Origin of the sequence: Duganella sp. HH101 (assembly GCF_001758795.1) — a bacterium.
GTDB classification, from domain to species: Bacteria; Pseudomonadota; Gammaproteobacteria; order Burkholderiales; family Burkholderiaceae_D; genus Rugamonas; species Rugamonas rivuli.
This window is the reverse complement of the sequence record NZ_LRON01000028.1, coordinates 45,898-62,905: the sequence shown is the minus strand read 5'-3', so window position 1 is coordinate 62,905 and position 17,008 is coordinate 45,898. Positions and strand designations below refer to the sequence as shown.

Annotated in this window: 12 protein-coding genes; 2 read left to right on the top strand and 10 right to left on the bottom strand. The window is 66.4% G+C overall.

Features of this window, described 5'->3' with window-relative positions; translation table 11 throughout:
• Positions 1 to 26: 26 nt before the first annotated feature.
• The 7 genes from DUGA2_RS29005 to hutU form a co-directional block, all read right to left on the bottom strand.
• Positions 27 to 2,696 carry a zinc-dependent metalloprotease gene (locus tag DUGA2_RS29005; RefSeq protein ID WP_070272825.1) on the bottom strand — a complete coding sequence of 890 codons (2,670 nt, stop codon included), beginning with the start codon at positions 2,694 to 2,696 and terminating at the stop codon, positions 27 to 29.
• A gap of 84 nt (positions 2,697 to 2,780) precedes the next feature.
• A complete protein-coding gene (gene hutI / locus DUGA2_RS29000) occupies positions 2,781 to 3,992 on the bottom strand; it encodes an imidazolonepropionase (protein WP_070272824.1) in 1,212 nt (403 codons plus the stop codon).
• Positions 3,993 to 4,008: 16 nt separating this feature from the next.
• Positions 4,009 to 4,584, bottom strand: a complete 576-nt coding sequence (locus DUGA2_RS28995) for a HutD family protein (RefSeq protein WP_070272823.1) — start codon at positions 4,582 to 4,584, stop codon at positions 4,009 to 4,011.
• Entirely contained in the window at positions 4,581 to 5,969 is a 1,389-nt protein-coding gene (locus DUGA2_RS28990) for a formimidoylglutamate deiminase (RefSeq protein ID WP_070272822.1), read from the bottom strand. Before DUGA2_RS28990 ends, DUGA2_RS28995 begins: the two co-directional genes overlap by 4 nt.
• A complete protein-coding gene (gene hutG / locus DUGA2_RS28985; RefSeq protein WP_070272821.1) occupies positions 5,966 to 6,754 on the bottom strand; it encodes an N-formylglutamate deformylase in 789 nt (262 codons plus the stop codon). Before hutG ends, DUGA2_RS28990 begins: the two co-directional genes overlap by 4 nt.
• 11 nt (positions 6,755 to 6,765) lie before the next feature.
• The gene (gene hutH / locus DUGA2_RS28980) at positions 6,766 to 8,313 is read right to left on the bottom strand and encodes a histidine ammonia-lyase (protein WP_070272820.1); all 1,548 of its coding nucleotides are present in this window, start codon (positions 8,311 to 8,313) and stop codon (positions 6,766 to 6,768) included.
• A gap of 14 nt (positions 8,314 to 8,327) precedes the next feature.
• The gene (gene hutU, locus DUGA2_RS28975) at positions 8,328 to 10,031 is read right to left on the bottom strand and encodes a urocanate hydratase (RefSeq protein WP_070272819.1); all 1,704 of its coding nucleotides are present in this window, start codon (positions 10,029 to 10,031) and stop codon (positions 8,328 to 8,330) included.
• Between the two features lie 305 nt (positions 10,032 to 10,336).
• Between hutU and DUGA2_RS28970 the strand changes: the two genes are divergently transcribed.
• The gene (locus DUGA2_RS28970; RefSeq protein WP_210402604.1) at positions 10,337 to 11,521 is read left to right on the top strand and encodes a Fic family protein; all 1,185 of its coding nucleotides are present in this window, start codon (positions 10,337 to 10,339) and stop codon (positions 11,519 to 11,521) included.
• On the opposite strand, the gene DUGA2_RS28965 is transcribed toward DUGA2_RS28970, so the two are convergent.
• Positions 11,518 to 13,212, bottom strand: a complete 1,695-nt coding sequence (locus DUGA2_RS28965) for an amidohydrolase (protein WP_070272818.1) — start codon at positions 13,210 to 13,212, stop codon at positions 11,518 to 11,520. The genes DUGA2_RS28970 and DUGA2_RS28965 overlap by 4 nt on opposite strands.
• 105 nt (positions 13,213 to 13,317) lie before the next feature.
• Between DUGA2_RS28965 and msbA the strand changes: the two genes are divergently transcribed.
• Positions 13,318 to 15,144: a lipid A export permease/ATP-binding protein MsbA gene (gene msbA / locus DUGA2_RS28960; RefSeq protein ID WP_083296526.1), complete on the top strand. Its 1,827-nt coding sequence runs from the start codon at positions 13,318 to 13,320 to the stop codon at positions 15,142 to 15,144.
• On the opposite strand, the gene DUGA2_RS28955 is transcribed toward msbA, so the two are convergent.
• Both DUGA2_RS28955 and ada read right to left on the bottom strand, forming a co-directional pair.
• Positions 15,129 to 16,001, bottom strand: coding sequence for a 2OG-Fe(II) oxygenase (locus DUGA2_RS28955; RefSeq protein WP_373994856.1), 873 nt, complete (start codon positions 15,999 to 16,001; stop codon positions 15,129 to 15,131). The genes msbA and DUGA2_RS28955 overlap by 16 nt on opposite strands.
• Positions 15,883 to 16,983 (bottom strand): bifunctional DNA-binding transcriptional regulator/O6-methylguanine-DNA methyltransferase Ada, encoded by a 1,101-nt coding sequence (ada, locus tag DUGA2_RS28950; protein WP_168167837.1) that lies wholly within the window; start codon positions 16,981 to 16,983, stop codon positions 15,883 to 15,885. The genes DUGA2_RS28955 and ada overlap by 119 nt, the downstream gene beginning before the upstream one ends.
• Positions 16,984 to 17,008 lie beyond the last annotated feature (25 nt).

Below are 17,008 nucleotides of genomic sequence, written 5' to 3'. Positions count from 1 at the left end.
TGATGATCAATCCGGAGAGCTTACCATCAAGCGCCTGCGCGCAGCATGGACGCCTTCAAGGCCTGGCTGAGGGTTTCGTACGATTCCGACAGGTGGGCCTTGGCCTCGCGGCTCACGGGCTTGCCCAATGCGTTCGCCATCGCGCCGCGGATATCGCGTTGCAGCGCCAGCGCATTCTCGCGTTGCAGGCTGCGCGCATCGGCCGGCGTGGTGGCCGAGGAGCGCAGCAGGACAGCGGTGATGCGCTTCAAATGCTCGCGCTGCAGATTGCGGCGCATTCCGTTGATGTCCTTGCCGGTTTTCAGCTCGCTCCACACCGCGTCCTGCACGGAGGTGTACAACTCGTCGAGGCTGAGCGCCTGCTTGCGGTCGTCCAGCTTCTCCTGCGAATCGAGCAGGCGCACCGCCACCGCATCCGACATCAGCTGATCCAGCGCTGCGGCTTGCAAGAACAGCACGCGGCCGCCCACCGACACGTCGGCCCGTCCGTGCGGCTCGAAATGATCCGAGCCCAGGCGGCTGATCATCGCCGGCGTGAACTGGAAGCTGTCCGACTTGAACAGGCTTGAGGTCAGCATCTGCAAGGCGGCGCGCTGGCGCGTCAGCGGCACCGGCGTGAAGGTGGCGCGGCCGGTGCCGGCGTGGTCGCGCAGATAGGTCACACCACCCACGTACTTGACCACCACCGGCATGGTGCGCGCAAACTGCTGGAAGCCGTAGTCGAAACTGCGGCGTAGCGACTCGTAGCTTTCGCCCGGCTTCAGCGTGCGGTTTTGCAGACGGTCCCACAGCTCGCGCGAGATCGTCAGGCGGCGCTGGAAGTAGGCCAGCGGATCGCTGCCCAGATCGAACACGTTCACATCGGGGTCGGAATTGAAACCGCCCGCATCCTGGTCGGTGCCGAAGGCCAGCAGCGGCTCGTTGGAGCGCGCGGCGATCTTCGCCAGCTCTTCCTTCTCCCGCGCCGGTTCGATCGGCTTGTAGGCGTACTCGATGGCCCAGTAATCGTAGGGGCCCAGCGTCGACGCCACGTACTCGCCCTGCTTCTCGCCCTTGAGCGACAGGTTGAACGGCGTGTAGTCCATGACCGATCCGGCCAGGCCGTTCTTCTTCGTGAACTCGGGATCCTGCAACTGCTTCAGGCTGTAGATGGTCGACGAGCGGAAGTTGTGGCGCAGGCCCAGCGTGTGGCCGATCTCGTGCATCACCACCGAGCGCACATAGGCTTGCGCCAGCGCGTCCGCTTCCGGGCTGCCCATTTCCAGTTCGCCGCGCGCCTCCAGCAGGCCCATGGCGAAGCCCATCTCGGACGCCGACTCCTGCATGTAATCGCAGCGCGCCTCCTGGCCCGGCAGCGCCAACGGCTCCTGCATGGACATGCCGTCCTCGCCGATCAGGCGGCGCGCGCCGCGCGCGAACACGTCGGACATGCCGATGTCCGCATCGAGGATCTCGCCGCTGCGCGGATCGACCTGGCGCGGGCCGATGGCGAAGCCGACATCGCTGCCGAGGAACCAGCGCACCGACGCATGGCGCGCATCCATCGTATCGAAGCGGTCCTTCTCGGTCTGCTGCTTGACCACGATGGCGTTCCTGAAGCCGATGCGTTCGAACGCCGCGTTCCAGGCCAGCACGCCCTGCTTCACCGACTCGCGGTACTTCTCGGGGATGTTCGCGTCGAGCCAGTAGACGATGGGCTGCTTGGGTTCCGACAGCGCCTGCGCCGGATCCTGCTTCTCCAGGCGCCAGCGCTGGATCACATGCTGCGCCGTGGTCGGCGTCACATCGTCCGAGTAGTCGTGCGTGGTGTTGACGAAGTGGCCGACGCGGTCATCCGCAGGCCGGCCATGCATGGGCTGCGCGGGCAACGGCATGAAGCTGTAGTAGAAACCGAGGAACATGCTGCGCGGGTCCGGCAGCGTGGTCGGCGGGCTGGGGACCGGCACCGGCGTGGTCGGCGCCACCAGCGGCGGCGCGGCGATGCGCGGCACGAAGAAGTGGGCGTTGACCTGGAAGCCAGTCATGGCCTCGTCGGAACGGATGGTCTGGAAGCTGCTGTTGCGCGCATCCATCGCATACTGCAAGCGGAAGGCCGATTCCAGTCGGGTGGTAAAGCTCGGGATATCGCCGAACAGCAGGATATTGGCCTCGACCAGGATGCCGTGATTCTGCGGATTCGGGCTGCTGGCCACCGGGGCGATCGCCAGCAGGCTGTCGGAGTACGCCTGCGACACCGCCAGCGCCTGCGGCGTACCGGCCTTGGCGCCGTACTCCGTGTTCTTGGCGATCATCTGCACCAGGTTGCCGATGCGGTGGAACACCACCACCTCGCTGCGGCCCATCTGGCTGCCGTAGATGCCACGCTCGCCTATCCCGTTCGGTATGTTCACGGTCATGAAGACAGGACGGTCGAACTGGTCGGGGCGCAGCTCGATCCAGACTTTTTCTTCTTTCTGGTAGAGGTTCAAAAAGCCCTGCAAATGGGCGGCGCCGCGCACCACTTCGGCGAAGGGGCGAGGTGCGGCGGCGGGAGCGGCGGCCGGCGTCGGCGTGGCGGGCGGCTGCGCCGGAGCGGCGGCGGCCACCGGCGCTTCCGGTGCATGCGGGACGGGGGTGGGCGGCACCGGCTCCTGGGCCAGCGCCTGCGCGCCGAGCGTCAGCAAGACGGCGGCGCGGAGGGAATTCAAGACAAACATGGATATCCTGTTACGTTAGAAGAGGCATCCCGGTACTGTAACCGAAACAATAACTAACGAAACAGAATTTCCCGAGGCCGTACTCTAAACCTGCGGCGAACGCAACACCCCTGCATTGACCACGCCCCGGCACGGATTGAGGCCGATGGCATAGGACAGGTCGGCCGGACGGGCGATGCGCCACAGCGCGAAGTCGGCGCGCTTGCCCACTTCCAGGCTGCCGACCTGCCGGTCGCGCCCCAGCGCGCGGGCGGCGTGCAGCGTGCAGCCGGCCAGCGCCTCCAATGGCGTCAGGCGCCACAGCGTGCAGGCCATATTCATCGCCAGCAGCAGGGACGTCATCGGCGAGGTGCCGGGATTGCAGTCGGTGGCCACCGCCATCGGCACGCCGGCTGCGCGCATCGCGGCGACCGGCGGCGGCGTGGTGTCGCGCAGGAAGTAGTAGGCGCCCGGCAGCAGCACCGCCGCCGTGCCGGCGGCCGCCATCGCGGCGATGCCGGCTTCGCTCAGGTGTTCCAGGTGGTCTGCGGACAAACCCTGGTAGCGCGCCACCAGCTCGGCGCCGCGCTGGTCGGACAACTGCTCCGCGTGCAGCTTGACCGGCAGGCCATGCTCGCGCGCAGCCTGGAACACGCGCTCCGTCTGGTCGTGCGAGAAGCCGATGCGTTCGCAGAAGGCGTCCACGGCGTCGACCAGGCCTTCGGCGGCCAGCGGCGCGATCATCGCGCAGACTTCGGCGATGTAGTCGTCGGCGCGGCCCGCGAACTCCGGCGGCAGCGCATGCGCACCGAGGAAGGTGGTGGCGACGCTGACCGGCAGTTCGCGGCCGATGCGGCGCGCCACGCGCAGCATGTTCGCTTCCGATTCCAGCGTCAGGCCGTAGCCGGACTTGATCTCCAGCGTGGTCACTCCCTCGGCCAGCAGGCTGCATACGCGCGGCAGGCTTTGGCGCAGCAGCTCGTCCTCCGAGGCGGCGCGGGTGGCGCGCACGGTGGACATGATGCCGCCGCCGGCCCGCGAGATATCCTCGTAGGTGGCGCCGTTGAGGCGCGCCTCGAATTCGTCGCTGCGGTTGCCGGCGTGGACGATGTGGGTGTGGCAGTCGATCAGGCCCGGCGTCAGCCAGCAGCCGCCGCCATCGTGCACGGTGACGGCCAATGCGCCCTGCGGCATCTCGGCCCTGGGCCCCAGCCAGGCGATCCGCCCGTCCTTGACGGCGATGGCGGCATCGCGGATCTCACCGTAGCCATCGGCCATCGTGGCCAGATGCACGTTCGTAAACAACACATCCCACATGCTTGGAACTTTCGAATTAGTTATTGATGATATCGACCACGAACACCGTCGCCTGCTGGGTCTCCATCGACCACTCTTCCTCGGCCTCCATCACCAGCACGTCGTAGCGCACCATGGCGATGCGTTCGCGCGCACTGCTCAGCGTCAGGCTCTCGCCGTCGGCCAGGAACAGCAGCGTGGTGCCGCCGCGTCGCTTGAGCGGCTCGGTGCCGCGCACCACCAGCGGCTCCAGCCGGTGGCGGCAGCGGCCGCGCCGCGTCATCACATTGAAGTCGGTGGTCAGGCCGCCGGTGACGGTGGCGTGCACCGCCGCCTCGCCGTCGAATTCGATCAGCGGCTCGCTGGGGCTGAGCACGAATCGCTCTTCGCCGAAGTCCAGCAGCACGCCGTCGCCGGCCACCAGCGCCAGCGAACGGTCTATGCCGGGGAAGGAGGAAAACGGGCCGCTTTGCGAGATGGTCGCCAGGCTGACGCGCCAGTCGAATTCATCGAAGCCGGAGCCGGAAGGCGAGACGGCGATTTCCGTCGTGCTGCCGCCGCCGTTTTTCCACGGCGCGGGCCGCAGGCTTGCATACTGGATTAGCTGGGTCATCGGAACTCCCTCAGTTCGGCCAAGGTCTGCTTGAAGCGCGCAGCGATCGCCTGCTGCGCAACGTGCTGCTGATTGCGTACTACCCACCGGCCGCCGACCATGACGTCCTTGACCAGATTGTCGTTGCCGCAGAAGACGAAGCTGCCGAGTACCTCGTCCAGCGCCAAGCCATACAGATTCGGGTGCTGGTCGTCCAGCACGATCACATCGGCGCGGCGGCCCGGCGCCAGCGCGCCCACCGGCCGTCCGCTGGCCTGCGCCCCGCCCTGCAAGGCGCCCTGCCACAGGAAGTCGCCGACGTTGCGCTGCTCCGCCGACACCGCGATATTGCGGCGCTGGTGTTGCAGGCGCTGGCCGTATTCCAGCCAGCGCAGCTCTTCCACCGCGCTCTGCGAAATATGGCTGTCGCTGCCGATGCCGAACCGTCCGCCCGCCGCCAGGAAATCCTCCAGCGGGAACAGGCCGTCGCCCAGGTTGGCTTCCGTGGTCGGGCACAGGCCCGCCACGGCGCCGCTCTGCGCCATCAGGTCCACCTCGTCGCGCATCAGATGCGTGGCGTGGACCAGGCACCAGCGTTCGTTCACGTCCACCTGGTCCAGCAGCCATTGCACCGGGCGGCGTCCGCTCCAGTCCAGCGACTGCTGCACTTCCTGCTTCTGCTCGGCGATGTGGATGTGCACCGGACGGTCGCCCGGCAACGTCAACAACACCTCGTTAATCTGCGCCACCGACGCCGCGCGCAGCGAATGCGGCGCCACGCCCACCTCGGTCTGCGCGTCGCGCAGCGGCTCCAGCGCCTCGATCACCCGCAGCACATCTTGCGGATCGGTCTTGAAGCGCTTCTGCTCCGGCTTCAAGGCGCTTTCGCCGAAGCCGGAATAACTATACAACACTGGCAGCATGGTGATGCCGATTCCCGCCAAACGTGCGGCGGCGATGACACGCTCCGCCGTTTCCGCCGGGCGCGGATACATGGCGCCGTCCGGCGCCCGCTGCACGTAGTGGAACTCGCACATCGACGTGTAGCCATGGCGCAGGCATTCGGAAAACAGCTGGGCCGCGATGGCTTCGATGTGCTCGGGCGTGATGTTGCGCGCGAAGCGGTACATCAGGTCGCGCCAGGTCCAGAAGCTGTCCTTGAGGTTGCCAACCGCGTCGCCGGCCTTTTCCGTGCGGCCGCCAAGCGCCCGCTGGAAACTGTGCGAATGCAGGTTGATCATGCCCGGCAGCGCGTACTCGACGATCTGCGCCACCACCTGTTCGCCGGACGGCAACGCCGCCCCGGCCTCGGCGCGGACGATGGTGCCGTTGGCGTCCCACTCGATCAGCACATCCTTGCGCCAGCCCTCGGGCAGCAGCGCGTTGCGCGCGAACAGGCGGTTCATGCGCGCCCCCAATCGGCCGCGGCCTGCGTCATTTGCTTCAACACGCCTTGTACCTGCTGTGCGCGGTCCTCGCGGTAGCCGTACGGCGCCTCCTCATCCATATACGTGGACTGGCACATCTCCAGCTGGATCGAATGCACGTTGTTGGCCGGCTGGCCGTAGTGGCGGGTGATGTGCCCGCCCTTGAAGCGGCCGTTGACGGCCACGCTGAACCGGTCCTGCGCCAGCGCGCGCGCCACGATGGCGTCGCTCAGGCCCGGCGCGCAGCTCTTGCCGTCGGCCGTGCCGAAGTTCAGGTCCGGCAGCTTGCCTTCGAAGAAGCGCGGCACCACCGACGCGATCGAATGCGCATCCCACAGCACCACGCGGCCGTGCAGCGCCAGCAGGCGATCCAGCTCGGCGCGCAGCTGGTCGTGATACGGCTTCCAGTAGGCGGCCAGGCGGCGCTGCACCTCGGCCTCGCTGGGCGTATGGCCTTCGCGGTACAGCGGCTCGCGGTGGAAGGTGTCGACCGGGCACAGGCCCGTCGTGTCCTGGCCCGGATACAGGTTGGTGTTCTCCGGCGGACGATTCAAGTCGATGACGTAGCGCGACCAGCGTGCCGACAAGGTCGACGCGCCCATCTCGCCCAGGAACTCGTACAGGCGCACCAGGTGCCAGTCCGTGTCCTGCTTGTCGACGGCGGCCGGCGTCATCGCCGCCGCCACGTCGTCGGGTATATCGGTGCCCACGTGCGGCATGGACACCAGCAAGGGAATACTGCCTGCTTTGAACTGATAGTCCATGACGCCTCCTCTTACGGGTGCAGCGGCGTGAACAGGCTCTTGCACGACGCGCTCAACTCGCCGCGCATGACCATGCCCTTGGCTGCCTCGATGTCCGGCGCGAAGAAGCGGTCGGCGTCGAAGAACGGCACCTTCTGGCGCAGCTGCGCATGCACATGCTCCAGGTGCGGCGAGGTTTTCAGCGGACGGTGGAAGTCGATGCCCTGCGCAGCAGCCAGCAGCTCGATGCCGACGATGACGGCGGTGTTGTGCGCCATGTCGTCCAGGCGGCGCGCCGCGTAGGTCGCCATGCTGACGTGGTCTTCCTGGTTGGCCGAAGTCGGGATCGAATCGACGCTGCCAGGATGGGCCAGCGACTTGTTCTCCGACGCCAGCGCGGCGGCGGTCACGTGGGCGATCATGAAGCCCGAGTTCACGCCCGGATCGCGCACCAGGAACGGCGGCAGGCCGGACAAGGTGGCGTCGATCAGCAGCGCGATGCGGCGTTCGGAGATCGCGCCGATTTCGGCGATCGCCAGCGCCAGCGTGTCGGCGGCGAAGGCCACCGGCTCGGCGTGGAAGTTACCGCCCGAGACCACTACCGACAGCTCGCCGTCCTTGAACAGCAGCGGATTGTCGGTGACGGCGTTGGCTTCGATCAGCAGCGTGCGCGAGGCGTTGTTGATGATGTCCCAGCAGGCGCCCATGACTTGCGGCTGGCAGCGCAGGCAGTACGGGTCTTGCACGCGTTCGTCGCCGACCAGGTGCGAGGCGCGGATCGCGCTGTTGCTGACCAGTTGGCGATAGATGGAGGCGGCGGCGATCTGGCCCGGCTGGCCGCGCACTTCGTGCACGCGGGCGTCGAACGGCGAATCGGAACCCTTGGCCGCGTCCAGCGACAGCGCGCCGGACACCATGCCCGCTTCCAGCAGGCGCTCGGCCATGAACAGGCCATGCAGCGCCAGCGCGGTCGACACCTGGGTGCCGTTGATCAGCGCCAGGCCTTCTTTCGCGGCCAGCACCACCGGTGCGATGTTGGCCGCCTTCAGCGCGTCGGCGGCCTGCATCAGCTCACCGTTGACGCGCACTTCGCCCACGCCCAGCATCGCCAGCGTCATGTGCGACAGCGGCGCCAGGTCGCCCGAGGCGCCGACCGAACCCTTGGCCGGAATGGCAGGCATGATGCCGGCGTTGTACAGCGCGATCAGCGTGTCGATGATCAGCGGACGCACGCCCGAGTAGCCGCGCGCCAGGCTGCCGATCTTCATCAGCAGGATCAGGCGGCAGACCGCGTCCGACAGCAGCTCGCCGGTGCCGACCGAGTGCGACAGGATCAGGTTGCGCTGCAGCTGTTCCAGCTTCTCGTCCGGGATGCGGGTCTTGGCCAGCAGGCCGAAACCGGTGTTGATGCCGTAGGCGGCGTCGCCCTTGGCGACGATGGCGCGCACGGCGGCGGCCGATGCTTCGATCACGGGATAGGCTTCGGCGGCCAGCGACAGCGGGCCGGCGGCGCTCCACACGGCGCGCAGTTCGGTCAGGGTCATCGCGCCCGGTTTCAGGGTCAGTGCATTTGGTTTCATAGGTTTTCTCTGATTTACTTGATCATAGGGAGATTGAGGCCGTTGCGCTTGGCGCAGGCGACCGCAGTCTCGTATCCCGCATCGGCGTGACGCATCACGCCCGAACCGCTGTCGTTGACCAGCACGCGCGCCAGGCGCTTGGCGGCGGCGTCGGTGCCGTCGGCAACGATCACCACGCCGGAGTGCTGCGAATAGCCCATGCCCACGCCGCCGCCGTGGTGCAGCGACACCCAGGTCGCGCCGCCGGCGGTGTTGAGCAGCGCGTTCAGCAGCGGCCAGTCGGAGACGGCGTCGGTGCCGTCCTTCATGCTTTCGGTTTCGCGGTTAGGGCTGGCGACGGAGCCGGTGTCCAGGTGGTCGCGGCCGATGACGACAGGCGCCTTCAGCTCGCCGTTGCGCACCATCTCGTTGAAGGCCAGGCCGGCGATGTGGCGTTCGCCCAGGCCCAGCCAGCAGATACGCGCCGGCAGGCCCTGGAAGGCGATGCGCTCGCGCGCCATGTCCAGCCAGCGGTGCACGTTGGCGTGGTGCGGGAACAGCTCCTTGATCTTGGCGTCGGTCTTGTAGATGTCTTCCGGATCGCCGGACAGCGCCACCCAGCGGAACGGGCCGCGGCCTTCGCAGAACTGCGGGCGGATATAGGCCGGCACGAAGCCCGGGAAATCGAAGGCGTTCTTGACGCCGTGGTCGAAGGCCACCTGGCGGATGTTGTTGCCGTAGTCGACCACCTTGGCGCCCAGCGCCTGGAAGTCCAGCATCGCCTGCACGTGCACCGCGCACGATGCGGTGGCGGCGGCCTTCAACGCCTCGTGCTGCGCGGCGTCGTGCTGCGCGGTCTTCCACTGGTCGACCGACCAGCCTTGCGGCAGGTAGCCGTTGATCAGGTCATGCGCCGAGGTCTGGTCGGTGACGACATCAGGAACGATGCCGCCGGCCTTGGCGCGGCGCACCAGCTCCGGCAGCACGTCGGCCGCGTTGCCCAGCAGGCCGATGGAAATGGCGTCGCCATTGGCCTTGTGCAGTTTGATCAGTTCCAGCGCCTCGTCGATGCTGGCGGCCTGCTTGTCCAGGTAGCGGGTGCGCAGGCGGAAGTCGATGCTGCTCTGCTGGCACTCGATGGTCAGCGACACGGCGCCGGCCATGGTCGCGGCCAGCGGCTGCGCGCCGCCCATGCCGCCCAGGCCCGCGGTCAGCACCCAGCGGCCTTTGAGGTCGCCGCCGAAATGCTGGCGGCCCGCTTCGGCGAAGGTTTCGAAGGTGCCCTGCACGATGCCCTGGGTGCCGATGTAGATCCACGAGCCGGCCGTCATCTGGCCGTACATGAACAGGCCTTTGCGGTCCAGTTCATTGAAGTGTTCCCAGTTGGCCCATTTCGGCACCAGGTTGGAATTGGCGATCAGCACGCGCGGTGCGTCTTCGTGGGTCTGGAACACGCCGACCGGTTTGCCGGACTGGATCAGCAGGGTTTGATTGTCTTCCAGCTCGCGCAGCGAGGCCAGGATCTGGTCGTAGCATTCCCAGTTGCGGGCGGCGCGGCCGATGCCGCCGTATACCACCAGGTGTTTCGGGTTTTCCGCCACTTCCTTGTCCAGATTATTCTGGATCATGCGGTAGGCCGCCTCGGCGCCCCAGTTTTTACAGGTGCGCTCGGGTCCGCGCGGGGCGCGGATTTCGCGGCTGGCGTCAAAACGTGGATCGCTGTCTAAATGGGTCGTCATGGTGGCTCCTGCTCCTGAGTGAGTGGGACCGGCCACGGGCGCAACCATGCACGCGCAGCCAGCGCATCCTCAAAGGATAAGTTGTATATACAACCAAGTCAATCAGTTTTTAAGCGGCCTGAGGGAACCTAACGTCCCTGAGCTTGTCAAATATGTCATCAGCTCTTGATATCTTGCCAGCATACGCCGGCGCATGCTCACCGGGAGCTTCGATATGGTTGCCTTGCCGATCAACCTGCAGAATCTGTTGCGCCATCGCACAGTGGAAAGGGAACGCATCGAGTACAAAGCGGCATGGAACCCGGATGCAATTATCCGCGCTCTCTGCGCCTTCGCTAACGACTTCGAAAATCTCGGTGGTGGCTACATCATCATCGGACAGGATTGCGATGGCGAGGGCCGGCCTACGCGGCGAATGCGAGCAGGAGCTGCTGAACCTGACCGCCAACGTGCCGTTCGACGACCGGATCGCACAGCAGGCGAAGGTCAGCGACCTCTCCAAACCGTTGATGCTGGCCTATCTTCAGGAAGTGGGCAGCGCGCTGGCGGACTACGCGGACCGGCTCTCCATCGAAGAACTGGGACGCCAGATGAATGTGGTGGACGGCCCGAGCGAATGTCCTTGGCCCAAGAACGTCGGCCTGATGTTCTTTAGCGAGACGCCAGACCGGTTCTTTCCGTACACGCAAATCGATGTGGTCTGGTTCCAGGATGGTCCAGGCGGAGATCACTTCGATGAAAAGATATTCAAGGGGCCCTTGGCACGAATTACCCGCGAGGCCTTGGGCTACATCGAGCGCAATTATTTGCACCAAACTGTCCTGAAACATCCTGATCGCGCCGAAGCGACCCGTGTATGGAATTTCCCTTACCCGGCCATAGAAGAAGCGGTGGTCAATGCGGTCTATCATCGCTCTTATCAGGACAGGGAGCCGATAGAAGTACGCATCATGCGTGATGAAATACTGGTACTAAGCTACCCAGGACCCGACCGGTCGATAAAACTAGCGGACTGGATAGCCGGACATGCTACTTGTCACCGCTACCGGAACCGGCGCATCGGAGAGTTCCTGAAGGAACTTGGCCTGACCGAGGGGCGCTCCACCGGCGTCCCCAAAATCTTAAAAGCCATGTCAGCAAATGGTTCGCCACCGCCGCAGTTTGACACCGACGACGATCGCAGCGGGTGTCTGGTCAGGCTGCCGGTTCACAAACTGGCTCAATGGCCCATTGATCAGTCCGCCACCCCGGAAGTCACCCCGGAAGTCGGACGCCTGATCAAGCTGCTGATAGGCGAATGGCCACGACTGGAACTACAGCAAGCGCTAGGACTGAAGGATGACGACCATTTCCGCATAGCCTATTTACTACCCGCCATACAAGCGGGGCTCGTGCAGATGAAGTTCCCAGACAAACCCCGCAGCAGCAAACAGCGATACCGCTTGACCCCGGCGGGCCAGCAATGGCTTAAGCAACACGCCGACGGTTAATCCGGCCGTTTGTCTTTTTTATACACCCGCTTGCCACCCATCCAGGTCTGCAACACCTGCGTCTTGCCGATCTGCTCGGCCGGCACCTTGAACAGGTCGCGGTCGATCAGGATGAAATCGGCCCACTTGCCCGGCTCCAGCGTGCCGATGACGTTTTCCTGATGCGCCGCATACGCCGCGTCCAGCGTGAAGCAGCGGAAGGCCTCGGTCAGCGTCATCGCCTGGTTCTTGTACCAGCCGCCCGCCGGCACGCCGGCGTTGTTCTGCCGCGTGACCGCCGCATGCAAGCCCTCGAACGGATTCGGCGACTCCACCGGGAAGTCCGAGCCGCAGGCGATGCGCGAGCCCTGGTCCAGGAAGGTCCGCCACGCATACGCGCCCTTGATGCGCTCATGCCCGACGCGCTGCTCGGCCATGTTCTGGTCCGAAGTCGCATGCGTCGGCTGCATCGACGGCACGATGCCCAGCGCCTTGAAGCGCGGGATGTCCTCCAGCGCCACCACCTGCGCATGCTCGATGCGGTGCCGCAGTTCGACGTTGTTGTACTTGGGGATCAGCTGCGCGTAGGCGTCCAGGATCTGCCGGTTGCCCGCGTCGCCGATGGCGTGCACATTGACCTGGTAGCCGGCCTTCATGGCCTTGTTCATCTTGGCCTGCATCTCCGCGCTCGGATAGAACAGCAGCCCCTTGGTCGACGGCATGTCGGAATACGGCGCCAGCAAGGCCGCGCCACGGCTGCCCAGCGCGCCGTCCGAGTACAGCTTGACGGCGGCCAGCGCGTACACGTCGTTGGCGTAGGACTTGAGCGGCCCCTCCTTGGACAGCTCGTCGAAATCGGCCGCCGTGTCGCCGATCATCGCGTAGACGCGCGTGGTCAGCTTGCCGTGGTCGGCGTAGTCGCGATACAGGTCGTCCTGCACCACCCGGATGCCGGCGTCGTGCACGCTGGTCAGGCCGGCCTTGGACAAGACGGCCAGCGCGTGATCCAGCATGCCGCGCGCCTCGTTCGGCGTCGGCAGCGGCACCACCTTGTTGACCAGCTCCATGGCGGCGTCCACCAGCACGCCGCTAGGCTTGCCGGCGGCGTCGCGCTCGATCTTGCCGCCCTTCGGATCCGGCGTGTTCCTGTCGATGCCGGCCATTTCCAGCGCCTTGGTGTTGACCCAGACCGCATGGCCGTCGACGCGGCTCAGCAACACCGGACGGTCGCCCACCACCGCATCCAGCTCGGCGGCTGTCGGAAAACGGCCCAGCTTCCACACTTCCTGGTTCCAGCCGAAGCCCCGGATCCAGGCGTTTTTCGGGTGCGACCGGCTGAATTCCCCCACCGCCCGCACCGCGCCGCCCAGGGACGTGGCGCTGAACAGCTCCACGCCGGAAGCGATCTCGCCCAGTTCGAACACGTGGCCGTGGGCGTCGATCAGGCCAGGCAGCAGGGTTTTGCCCTGCACATCGATGTGCTCCGCCTTCGGCAGCCGGGCGGCCGTTTCCCGTTCGCTGCCCACCGCGACGATGCGGCCCAGGTCATCGAACGCCAGCGATGTGAAGCGCTGCAAGGTACCCGCCGCGTTCAGCGTATAGCCGTTGGCATGGTCGATGATGGTGTCGGCCTGCGCCGATGGCAAAACGGCGGACAAGGCCAGGCTGACGGCTGCGGCCAGCGGAGCGGGCGAAAACAGGGGTGCGCGCATCAATACTCTCCATTCAGAAGCAAGTAACAGAGTGTAGCGAACTTTGAGCCGGGGTCAATCAAACTCTAGGTACAATGGCGCATTCGCCGCTCTCTAACCACATCCGTGTCCAGCCGATCCCTCTATTTCCGCCTGCTTAAACAATTCAGCCCCTACGCCTGGATCGGGTTCGCCACCCTGTTGGCGGTCGGCCTGGCCGCCGCCGCCGACGTTTTATTGATACGCCAGCTGCAAAACGTGGTCGACGCGCTGGCGCCGTCGCACACCCTGGGCGGCGCGCGCCCGGCCGCCGGCCTGCTGGCCGAAGTGCAGGAATGGCTGCGCCAGATGCTGCCCAACGATCCGGCCAACGCCGCGCTGTGGTCGATACCGGCGGTGATCTTCGGGCTGGCCGTGATGCGCATGTTTTCCAGTTTTGCCGCCGAATACGGCGCCGCGTGGCTGAGCAGCCGGGTGCAGGCCAATCTGCGCGAGGTGATGTTCGCCCGCATCATGCGCCTGCCGAACGGCTTTTTCGACCAGTCCTCCACCGGCACCACGCTGTCGCGCGTGGCCTTCGACGCCGCCCAGGTGGCGCAGGCCGTCCTCACCGTGGTCAACGTGGCGGTGCGCGACTCGGTCGCCGCCATCGGCTACCTGGCGACGCTGTTCATCGTCGACTGGCAACTGGCCCTGTTCTGCCTTGGCCTGCTGCCGATGGTGGCCATCATCGTCACCTTCGCCGGCCGCCGCATGCGCCACCTGAGCAAGAGCGCGCAGGCCGCCATGGGCTACCTGACCAATGTGCTCGACGAGAGCATCAGCGGCCAGCGCGTGGTGAAGATCTTCGGCGGCCAGAAGTACGAACAGGCGCGCTTCGACGGCGTGGTCAAGCTCAATCGCCAGCTGGCGGTCAAGCACGCGGCGACGTCGGCGCTCAACTCCGGCATCATCATGCTGCTGATCGGGATCACACTGTCGTCGGTGATCTACTTCGCGCTGCTGCGCGCACAGGCCGGCGCATTGACGCCAGGCGCCTTCGTGGCCTTCATGTCGTCGCTGATGGCGATGCAGTCGCCGATCAAGAACCTGACCAAGATTAACGAACCGATGCAACGCGGTCTGGCCGCCGCCGAATCCGTGTTCGGCCTGATCGACACCGAAGCCGAAGCCGATACCGGTACCCGCAAGGTGGAGCGCGCCGTAGGCCGCCTGGCGCTGGAGGACGTGAGCTTCCACTACAGCGCCGATGCCGACGCCAGGCCGGCGCTGGACCGCGTGTCGCTGGACATCGCCGCCGGCGAGACGGTGGCCCTGGTCGGCAGCTCGGGCAGCGGCAAGACCACACTGGCAGGCCTGCTGCCGCGCTTCTACGATGTCAGCTCGGGCAGCATCAAGCTCGATGGCGTCGACCTGCGCGACTACACCATGGCCTCATTGCGTCAGCAGATCGCGCTGGTCAGCCAGGATGTGGTGCTGTTCAACGACACGCTGGCCGCCAACATCGCTTACGGCGATCCGGAGCCGTCGATGCAGCGCATCGAAGCGGCGGCCCGCGCCGCGCACGCGCACGAATTCATCGAACGCCAGGCCGACGGCTACAACACCTCGGTCGGAGAGAATGGCTTGCGGCTGTCGGGCGGCCAGCGCCAGCGCCTGGCGATCGCGCGCGCGCTGTACAAGAACGCGCCCATCCTGATCCTGGACGAAGCGACCAGCGCGCTGGATACGGAATCGGAACGCCTGGTGCAGGCGGCATTGGAAGTGTTGATGCAGGGCCGCACGACGGTGGTCATCGCGCACCGCCTGTCGACCATCGAAAACGCCGACCGCATCGTGGTGCTGGACGGCGGCCGCATCGCCGAAGTGGGCAGCCACGACGCGCTGCTGGCGCAGCACGGCATCTACGCCCGCCTGTATCAAACGCAGAAGAGCGTTCAGGCTGCGTCGTGAAAGATCAGTCCCAGCGTGTGGCGTGAGCCGGCGCGCAGCCGGCTCACGCCATGCCGCATGCTGACCCGGTAGACCCCGCGCGTCCCCTGCGCCGGGCGGTGGTTGACGGGGAAGATCACCATGTCGCCGCGCTTGAGCGGCACCACCTCCACCCGCGACTGCATGCGCGGGCGCTGCTCGGTCAGCACGAACTCCCCGCCTTCGAAGTCCTTGCCCGGTTGGCTCAGCAGAATCGCGGCCTGCAGCGGGAACACATGGTCGCCGTATAAATCCTGGTGCAGGCAGTTGTAGTCGCCGGGGCCGTACTGCAGCATCAGCGGCGTCGGACGCTGCTGGCCGGCGGCGTGGCAGCGCGCCAGGAAGTCGGCATGGTCGGCCGGGAAGCGCGCCTCCATGTCCATCGCCTCGTGCCAGCGGTTGGCGATATCGGCCAGCGGGCCATACAGCGACTGCCGCAGCGCGGCGATCATCGACGGCAGCGGGTAACGGAAGTACTGGTACTCGCCGCTGCCGAAGCCGTGCTGCGACATCACCACCCGGCTGCGGTACAGCGACGCCTGCCCATATTGCGCGGCCATGGCGATGCATTCGTCGGCGGTCAGCATGCCGGGCACGATGGCGTAGCCGTGGGCATTGAGCTCGTCCGCGATGGATTGCCAGTCCAGCCCCGCCACACCGGCGGCGTCTTGCGCGGCTTGCGCTCGGCCGCGCCGCCGCCGAAATCGAATTCGCCGTTCTTCATTGCTTCGCCTCCCGGTCCAGCAGCGCGGCCTTGCGGTCCACGCCCCAGCGGTAGCCGGAAATCGAACCATCGTTGCGCACCACGCGGTGGCACGGTATCGCCACCGCCAGCGCATTCGCCGCACAGGCCCCCGCCACCGCCCGCGCGCCATTCGGCGAGCCCACCAGCTGCGCCAGTTCCGCATAGCTGACGGTGCGCCCGGCCGGTATCCCGCGCAGCACCTGCCACACGCGCTGCTGGAAGGCCGTGCCGCGCACATCCAACGGCAGGTCGAGGCCGAGCTCCGGCCGCTCCACCAGGCCCACCACGCGCGACACCACCTGTTCGAACTCCGGCTCGGCGCCGATCAGCTCCGCCTTGGGAAAACGGTCCTGCAGATCGCGCACCAGCACATCGGGATCGTCATCCATCAGGATCGCGCAGATGCCCTGCTCCGTGCTGGCCACCAGGATCGCGCCCAGCGAACAGGCGCCGATGGCGAAGCGTATCTGCGCGCCACGCCCGCCGGCGCGGAAGGCGGTCGGCGTCATGCCCAGCACCGCCGGCGACTGCGCATAAAACCGCCCGCTGGAATTGAAGCCGGCCGCATACATCGCATCCGTCACCGTGGCCTGCTGCGCCAGCCCGGCCTGCATGCGGCGGGCGCGCTGGGCGTTGGCGTAGGCCTTGGGCGTGATCCCCGTCACGGCCTTGAACATGCGATGGAAGTGAAAACGGCTCACGCCCACCGCCGTCGCCAGGCTGTCCAGGTCGAGCGCCGTCTCGGCGTCGGCCTCGTCGATCAGGCGGCAGGCGCGCGCCACCACGGCGGCCTGGCGCTCGGCCAGCGGCGGCTGTTCCGGCTTGCAGCGCATGCAGGGACGGAAGCCGGCCTGCTCGGCCGCCTCGCGGCTGTCGTAGAACGCCACGTTCTTGCGCAGCGCCGGCCGCGCGCCGCACGACGGCCGGCAGTACACGCCGGTGCTGCGCACCGAGTACCAGAACACGTCGTCGGCGCCGCCGTCGCGCTGCTGCACGGCGGCCCAGCGCAAGTCCTCGCCCTGGTAGGCGGTCTGCTCGGCGAGTTTGTTTGCCAGTTTGTTTGCTGTCTTGCCCATTTCAGACTCCATGATCGGATAAGGT